Annotated in this window: 10 protein-coding genes; 6 read left to right on the forward strand and 4 right to left on the reverse strand. The window is 69.2% G+C overall.

Annotation, left to right across the window (positions count from 1 at the left end):
* The 3 genes from VNM44_RS00310 to VNM44_RS00320 form a co-directional block, all read left to right on the forward strand.
* A partial coding sequence (locus VNM44_RS00310) for a DUF1326 domain-containing protein (RefSeq protein ID WP_325621356.1) occupies positions 1-600 on the forward strand: 600 nt, incomplete at its 5' end.
* A gap of 4 nt (positions 601-604) precedes the next feature.
* A complete protein-coding gene (locus tag VNM44_RS00315; protein WP_325621357.1) occupies positions 605-1,432 on the forward strand; it encodes a DUF2182 domain-containing protein in 828 nt (275 codons plus the stop codon).
* Between the two features lie 47 nt (positions 1,433-1,479).
* Positions 1,480-1,677: a hypothetical protein gene (locus VNM44_RS00320; protein ID WP_325621359.1), complete on the forward strand. Its 198-nt coding sequence runs from the start codon at positions 1,480-1,482 to the stop codon at positions 1,675-1,677.
* 30 nt (positions 1,678-1,707) lie between these two features.
* Here VNM44_RS00320 and VNM44_RS00325 read toward each other — a convergent pair whose 3' ends face one another.
* Both VNM44_RS00325 and VNM44_RS00330 read right to left on the reverse strand, forming a co-directional pair.
* The gene (locus VNM44_RS00325) at positions 1,708-1,974 is read right to left on the reverse strand and encodes a MoaD/ThiS family protein (RefSeq protein ID WP_325621361.1); all 267 of its coding nucleotides are present in this window, start codon (positions 1,972-1,974) and stop codon (positions 1,708-1,710) included.
* Complete coding sequence (locus tag VNM44_RS00330) at positions 1,974-3,047, reverse strand: hypothetical protein (protein ID WP_325621363.1); 1,074 nt, start codon at positions 3,045-3,047, stop codon at positions 1,974-1,976. The genes VNM44_RS00325 and VNM44_RS00330 overlap by 1 nt, the downstream gene beginning before the upstream one ends.
* 200 nt (positions 3,048-3,247) lie before the next feature.
* Between VNM44_RS00330 and VNM44_RS00335 the strand changes: the two genes are divergently transcribed.
* Together VNM44_RS00335 and VNM44_RS00340 are read left to right on the forward strand one after the other, a co-directional pair.
* Positions 3,248-3,673, forward strand: coding sequence for a GFA family protein (locus tag VNM44_RS00335; protein WP_325621365.1), 426 nt, complete (start codon positions 3,248-3,250; stop codon positions 3,671-3,673).
* Positions 3,674-3,806: 133 nt separating this feature from the next.
* Positions 3,807-4,304 carry an RNA polymerase sigma factor gene (locus VNM44_RS00340; RefSeq protein WP_325621367.1) on the forward strand — a complete coding sequence of 166 codons (498 nt, stop codon included), beginning with the start codon at positions 3,807-3,809 and terminating at the stop codon, positions 4,302-4,304.
* Positions 4,305-4,320: 16 nt separating this feature from the next.
* On the opposite strand, the gene VNM44_RS00345 is transcribed toward VNM44_RS00340, so the two are convergent.
* Positions 4,321-5,007 carry an anti-sigma factor gene (locus tag VNM44_RS00345; RefSeq protein WP_325621369.1) on the reverse strand — a complete coding sequence of 229 codons (687 nt, stop codon included), beginning with the start codon at positions 5,005-5,007 and terminating at the stop codon, positions 4,321-4,323.
* A gap of 417 nt (positions 5,008-5,424) precedes the next feature.
* Between VNM44_RS00345 and VNM44_RS00350 the strand changes: the two genes are divergently transcribed.
* Positions 5,425-6,567: a hypothetical protein gene (locus VNM44_RS00350; RefSeq protein WP_325621371.1), complete on the forward strand. Its 1,143-nt coding sequence runs from the start codon at positions 5,425-5,427 to the stop codon at positions 6,565-6,567.
* Positions 6,568-6,672: 105 nt separating this feature from the next.
* Here VNM44_RS00350 and VNM44_RS00355 read toward each other — a convergent pair.
* Positions 6,673-7,101 (reverse strand): sensor histidine kinase (locus VNM44_RS00355; RefSeq protein ID WP_325621373.1); only part of this gene is annotated, 429 nt, incomplete at its 5' end.

The raw sequence follows: 7,101 nt of genomic DNA on the forward strand, positions 1-7,101 counted from the left end.
ATGTCCTGGAGTATCGAGGGGACGTATTTCGAGACGTGCTCCTGCGAGCTGATGTGCCCGTGCAACTTCTCTTTCGACCATGGCGCGACGTACGACTATTGCCGCGTCACGCTCGTTTTCAGCATCCGCGACGGCGCGATCGAAGGGACGGACGTGAGCGGCCGAACGCTCGCATTGATCGCCGACACACCGAAGGTCATGACGGAGGGGAACTGGCGCGTCGGGATCTTCGTCGACGACGGCACGACGGAAGAGCAGATGGAGAAGCTCACCGGCGTCTTCGGAGGCCAGATGGGCGGCCCTATGGCGGGCCTCGCACCGCTCATCGGCGAAGTGCTCGGCGTGGAAAGGGCCCCGATCGAAGTGGTCGAGGAAGGACTCAACCACAGCGTCCGCATCGGCGAGGCAATCGACTTCGAGGTCGAGGACATCGTCCCGTTCGGGATCGAGACCGGCGAGCCCGCACGGCTCACCGGCGTGTTCCATCCCGTCGCGTCCGAACTGACGGCAGCTGAAGCGACGCGGTCGAAGATCAGCGCGTTCGGGATCGAATACGAGGGAAAGACGGGGCTCTCGTCGCCGTTCGCCTGGGCAGCCTAGGGACATGAGCATCGCGGCGCCGGAGCGAGCACCTGAACGGGGGCTTGTCCCCGCCTACGCGGCCGCACGCACGCGGCTCGGGCTCATCGCATTGCTCGTGGCACTCGCGGCGGTCGGCTGGTGGTGGACAGCGCGCGAGATGCAGGACATGGACGGTGGCCCCTGGACCGAGCTCGGGTCCGCGGGCTGGTTCCTCAGCGTATGGGTCGTGATGATGGCCGCAATGATGCTCCCATCCGTTGCGCCGACCGTGGCGCTCTACTCGAATCTCAAGCACACGCGAGCCCTCGGCGCGCCGCTCCTGTTCACGTCCGGCTACCTCCTTGTATGGAGCGCCGTGGGACTCGGCACGTATCTCCTCGCTCGGATTGGGGCAGAGCTCTCGGGTGACGTGCTCGCTTGGGACCGCGCCGGGCGTTGGGTCGCCGGCGCCACGCTTCTCATCGCAGCGGCGTACGAGCTGACTCCCCTCAAGGACGTCTGTCTCGGAAAGTGCCGAACGCCACTGGGCTTCCTTCTCGGCAACTGGAGAGAGGGACTCTCGGGTGCCGTGAACATGGGCGTTCGGCACGGCGCCTGGTGCGTGGGTTGCTGCTGGGCGCTGATGGCGTCGCTGTTTGCACTCGGCGTGATGAGCATCGTCTGGATGGCGGTCGTCGCGGGTCTCATTGCGTTCGAGAAGTTGATCCCGTCGCGTCGCGCAGCGACATATGGAACGGCAGCAGTGCTGATCCTTGTCGGGGGGCTCATGCTGTTCGCACCGGACGTCGTCCCTGCGCTGTCGATACCCGGAGCGGGGCCGATGTCGCCGATGGATGAAATGACCCCCTAGAGTCGAGCAGCGAGTCCCGTTACATCCTCGGACGTATCGTGTCCGGTGTGGCCACGGCTGATCCCGTCACGTTCCTGATCGCGGTCGCTCTTGCGGCGGCGATCTCGGCCGGCGTGTTCGCACACGCATCCAGGCACGGCAGTCGTCACGCGACGGCCTGGGGTGTCGCGGCGTTCCTCGCAGCCGGGATCACGGTGCCGGTGTACTTCATCCGGCACTGGGCTCGACGCGGGAAGCGCCAGTAGCCCTCGCGCGAAGCGCGCAGCGCTGTCCCGCTAGCCCCCTGAGATCGCCGCGATCACCTGGACACGCGAGCCGGGCCCGAGCGGTGTGTCGAGCCCGGCCCGCTCACGATCGACGTAGACGTGGATGTGCTGCCGGATCTGCCCGCCGCTCGGGTCGCACAGCCGGTCGCGCAACCCCGGCCACTGCGCGTCGAGCCGGCCGATCGCGTCGTCGACCGTCGCCGCCTCGAGGTCGAGGCGGCGCGGTAGGCCCGCGAAGAGCGGCATCAGCGTGGGAGGCAGGTGGATGTCGGCCATCAGTCGACGATGGCGACCTCGACCGACGAGATGGCGGGCAGGTAGCTCGCGATCTCGCTCCAGTGTTCCCCGTCGTCCGCGCTCGCGTACACCTGGCCGGTGCTCGTGCCGAAGTAGTAGCCGGGCGTGTCGTACGTGTCGCCCGTCATGCCCTCGCGCAGGACGCCGAGGTGCGCGTTCTCCTGTGGGAGGCCGTTCGCGAGACGCTCCCAGCTCGAGCCCGCGTCCTTCGTCCTCCAGACCGCCGCTTGGCCGTCGGGCATCGTGCGGCCATGGCCGGGGTCGAGCGGGATGACGTGGAAGGTGTCCCGGTCGTGGGGATGGGCCGCAGCGGCAAACCCGAACTCGGTCGGCAGCCCTTCCGTGATCTCCGTCCAGGTCGCGCCGGCGTCGTCCGAGCGATGCATGCCGACGTGGTTCTGCTGGTACATCCGCTGCGCGTCGGTGGGTGAGCGGACGAACTTGTGGACGCAGAAGCCAACCTCCTCGTGCTCGCGCGGCCAATCGCTGCGCAGGCCGCGGTTTCGCGGCGTCCACGTCTTGCCGTCGTCCGTCGTCTCGAACAGGCTCATGCCCTGCACGATCGCCCACACGCGGGCGGGGTCCTTCTCGTCGGCGGTGATCGCCGAGATCCCGAGGTGGCCGGGCGGCTGGTTCGACGGATCGTCCCACTCCTCGCTCCCGGGCTGGCCCGTGAGCATCGAGTACGGAGACCATGTCGCCCCGTCGTCTCGACTCTCGAAGATCCCCGGTGCCTCGACGCCGACGAGCACGCGGCCGTGAGCGGCCGAGAGGCTCGAGACCTTGGACAACCTGCGGCCATCGTCGTACGCGAGCCCCTCGCTCGATTGCGTCCACGTCTCGCCGAGATCGGCGCTGCGCCAGATCGACGAGCCGTGCCACTCGCTCGCGGCGGCGGCGTAGATCGCGCCCGAATCCCGGTCGAACACGGCGTGGTAGACGGGCCAGCCCTCGCAATACGCCCCCCGCATCGACCAGCTCGTCCGGTCGGCGTCGCTCTCGAGCATGAAGAGCCCCTTGCGCGTCCCAATCAGCAGCAGCGTGCGTGACACCTTGCTCACCTCCCTCAGACGACGGCTCAATCTCTCATCAGACTCCCGCTGCCGGCGAAACTCATCGATGCTCTTCCAACCGGTCACCCAGGCGAGCAGGCGTCGCCCAGGCATGGCTGGAGGAGAGGTTTCGTGATGTTGAGCGACGAGGAGCGGGCCGAGCTGCAGCGTGCGACGACCCGCCGCGGCATCATGGTGAGATGAAGCTTCCGCTCACGGGCGGCTGCAACTGCGGGGCAGTTCGTTACGAGGTCAGCGAGCCGCTCGTCCGCGCGAGCTACTGCCACTGCCGGCGCTGCCAGCGGCGGACTGGTACGGCGGCCTCGGCGCAGGCGCATCCGGCGCCGGAGTCGTTCCGGATCGTCGCGGGCGAGGACAGGCTTCGTGTCTGGAGGCCGGAGAGCGGCGGCGAGAAATGGTTCTGCGGGGAGTGCGGGTCGGCGCTGTTCGGCTCCAACCCCGCCCATCCCGAGTCGATCGGGATCCGTCTCGGCACGTTCGACGACGACCCGGGCGTACGCCCTTCGGTGCGGCAGTTCGTCGCGTACGCGGCGCCGTGGGAGCCCATTCCCGACGACGGGCTGCCGCGGTTTCCCGAGAGCCGGCACGCCTCAGACGGGAGGTGAGCGGTCGGGCCGACCTGCGCGACTGCTGATCGAGGCCGCCCGGGGGCGAGCTCCGAGTTGCTGACGCTGCTCGCGCCGGACGGCGGCCAGGTTCGCGGCCTCATGCTCGCCGGGACGCACGAGCAGTCACCAGATGGAGCGCACGCTCGACCCCGCCCGACTTGGAGACCACCTAGACCGCCTCTACCGGGCGGCGTGGGCGCTCTGCGGGTCGCGCGAGGATGCAGAGGATCTCGTCCAGGAAACGTACGCGCGCCTGCTCGCCCGCCCGCGCCTGCTTCGCAACGAGGACGACCTCGGCTATCTCCTGCGTGCGCTGCGCAACACCTTCCTGAACCAGAAGCGGAACGAGAGCCGCCGACTCCGTCCCGTGCCGTTACCCGACGGTCTCGACCTCGTTGCCGATCCGCACGCGCCCCAGCCGCATGCCGCGCTCGAAGCTGCGGAGCTCTACGCCGCGATCGCCGCGCTTCCGGATGACTTCCGCGACGTCCTCGTGGCCGTGGATGTCACCGGACTCTCCTACAAGGAGGCGGCACGCGCGTTGCGCATCCGCGAGGGTACGGTGATGAGCCGCCTCTACCGCGCTCGTCAACAGGTGGTGCGCCGAGTCGAGGGCGGCACGGCTTGAACCGCGGCAGGGCCGATCAGCTCCCGGTGTCGACCTTTCCATCGAGCACCTTCTCGCCCGACGAGGTCTGATCGCCGTCGGCTCGTTCGCGCGTGACGGTCAGCGTCGTGAACTCCTTCGGCGATACCCCCGCCCAGAGCGTGACCCGCACGCCTTCGTTGAAGGTCCCGATCGGCACGAGCACGCCGGCGGCGTCCCGCAGCCAACCCTCGTAGAAGCGTCCCGCGTCGAGGCGGGGAAGGCCGGTGGCATCGAGCTCGATCCGCCAGCCCGAAGTGGTCTTGGTGAGCGTCGCCTCGCCCGTTGCTCCGGGCGCCAGGTCGGTCGGTGCAAGGGCAGCGTGGAAGCTCTCGGCGGAAGTGCCCGAATCGAGCACGCTCACGGCCAGCGCCACGACGGCGACCAGCGCGGCGGCAGTCCCGGCGCCCGCGAGGAGGAGACGACCGGGCGCCCGCCCGCGGCGTGAACGGCGCTGAGCCTCGACGCGCGCCCGGAGGGCCGCCGGCGCCTCGACCTCTTCCGCCGCGCTCCGCGTGAGCGCGACCGCCCGTTGCTGCTCGGCGAGCTGGTCGGCAAGCTCCGACGACGCGGCGACTCGTGCCTCGAGCGCGTCACGCCGTTCCGGTTCGAGCGACCCGTCCGCGAGCGCGGCCAGCTCAGCGATCTCCCGGTCACCGTCCTCGTCTGCTCGACGACGTCTCATCGACACCACACCGCGAACGGTAACGCCGAGCACACCACGTCGTGGGGTCGGGCTCCCGGCTCTCGACGAGCTTGGCGCATCCGTGTGAGGCGGGAGGTCGCCGACCCGACTCGCGTATCGCAGGAGTCGGCGCAGCCGCGGGGAGAACCCGGGTGAACCGCATGTGGGACCATCTCGCCCGGAAAGACACCACTTCCCTGCCTGCTATTCCCGTGTCGCGCGCGGGATTCACCGCATACGAGGCGTGTTCGATACCTCCGTCGCTCGACCGTGATTCGGACGCGTGAGCGCTTGCAGGCCCCTCCTGGGCCGGGGAGTCGCGCTCGATTGGCGGCCGGGGCCGCTCACCCGCGGGAATAGACGCCGATCGCCGGTGTCTTCAGCAGCGACAGGTCATTCCACTCCGGAAAGGAAGCCATGAGGAACTTCATTCGACTCCACGGCTCGCGTGTAGTGCGGCCGGCACTGTTGGCGGTCTCGGCAGTGGCTGCGATCGCGATCGTCGGCGGCACGGCAGGGACCGCGGCCGGATACGGCACCGCGCCCGTCCACCATGCCCACAATGCGTCGCGACTGCGAACGGAGGCGGCGTTCGATGATCCGCAGCTCGCGCATGGCGAGTTGGCGATCGAGGGAACGAATGCGGGCGACCGGCTCGCTCTTCGGCTGCAGAGCGGCAACCCGGCGATTCTGCAGGTCGACGTCGGGGACGACGGCTCGGCCGACTTCAGATTCGCGCGCGCGGAGATCGCGAAGATCTCCGTCAATGGCGGAAACGGCGATGACGCGGTGCGCATCGACGAGAGCAACGGCGTCTTCACCGACACGATCTCGACGACGGTCGGCGGCGGAAACGGAGACGACAACCTCGTCGGAGGAGCCGGAGCCGTGACGCTGGAAGGCGGCAACGGGGACGACATCCTGGCCGGAGGCTCCGGCGTGGAGACGCTGCTGGGGGGCAACGGCAGCGACTCGATCGACGGAAACGGAGGCAACGACGTTGCGCTGATGGGCAACGGCAACGACACGTTCGTCTGGGATCCCGGCGACGGGAGCGACGTGCTCGAGGGTCAGAACGGCACCGACACGATGCTCTTCAACGGCGCAGGCGGCCCCGAGCAGGTCGACCTGTCGGCAAACGGAAGCCGCCTGAGGTTCTTCCGCGCCCAGGGCAACATCACGATGGACACCGCCGGTATCGAACGCGTCGACTTCAACGCGCTCGGCGGCGCCGACCTGGTCACCGTCAACGACCTGAGCGGCACCGATGTCGGCAATGTGAACATCGACCTCGCAGGCACCCTCGGCGGCTCGAACGGCGACGGCGCGGCTGACCGCGTGGTCGTCAACGGCACCAACGGCGACGACACGATCCGCGTCGACGGAGACGCAGGCGCCGCGAAGGTGAGCGGTCTGGCCGCGACGGTCAACGTCCTCCATCCGGAGGCCGCAAACGATCGGCTCGAGATCAACACTCTCGCGGGCAAGGACACCGTGAACGCGGGCGGCCTGGCAGCCGGTGTGATCAAGCTCTTCGCAAACGGCGTCCCCCTCCCCTAGAGCGTCCACCACGGCGAAGTGCGCGGGGCCTCCGACCCGGGGGCCCCGCGCCGAGCCCGCTCCGTCCGGCCGGCTCCGTGGTTCGAGAGGTCGGGTGCGAGCTCGTCAGCGGAGAGGGAGCATCGCGCGCACGACGGTGCCGTCGCCGGAACGGCTCTCCACGTCGAGCTGGCCTCCGAGAGCCTCGACGCGGTCGGCGAGTCCGCGCAGCCCAGAACCGCCCTCCATGTTCGCGCCGCCGGTGCCGTTGTCGCGGATGGCGACGGTGATTCCCGCGTCGGTCGTCTCGAGCTCGACGCGCGCTTCCGTGGCTTCGGCGTGCTTGACCGCGTTCGTCAGGCTTTCCGCCACGACGTAGTAGACGCCGGCCTCGACCCCTTCGTCGAGGCGCTGCGGCGGAGCTCCGACGACCTCGACCGGGAAGGGCGCGCGGCTCGCGAGCGACCTGAGGGCGGGCTCGAGCCCGTGGTCGCTGAGCACGGCCGGATGAAGCCCGCGCGCGAGCTCGCGCAGCTCCTCGAGCGCGAGCTTCAG

This window comes from Gaiella sp. (genome assembly GCF_035558935.1).
Classification (GTDB): Bacteria; Actinomycetota; Thermoleophilia; order Gaiellales; family Gaiellaceae; genus Gaiella.

Coding starts and splice junctions, on each gene's coding strand:
- VNM44_RS00315 (WP_325621357.1), top strand. CDS start 605: ATGAGCATCGCGGCGCCGGAGCGAGCACCTGAACGGGGGCTTGTCCCC.
- VNM44_RS00325 (WP_325621361.1), bottom strand. CDS start 1,974: ATGGCCGACATCCACCTGCCTCCCACGCTGATGCCGCTCTTCGCGGGC.
- VNM44_RS00335 (WP_325621365.1), top strand. CDS start 3,248: ATGAAGCTTCCGCTCACGGGCGGCTGCAACTGCGGGGCAGTTCGTTAC.
- VNM44_RS00340 (WP_325621367.1), top strand. CDS start 3,807: ATGGAGCGCACGCTCGACCCCGCCCGACTTGGAGACCACCTAGACCGC.
- VNM44_RS00345 (WP_325621369.1), bottom strand. CDS start 5,007: ATGAGACGTCGTCGAGCAGACGAGGACGGTGACCGGGAGATCGCTGAG.
- VNM44_RS00350 (WP_325621371.1), top strand. CDS start 5,425: ATGAGGAACTTCATTCGACTCCACGGCTCGCGTGTAGTGCGGCCGGCA.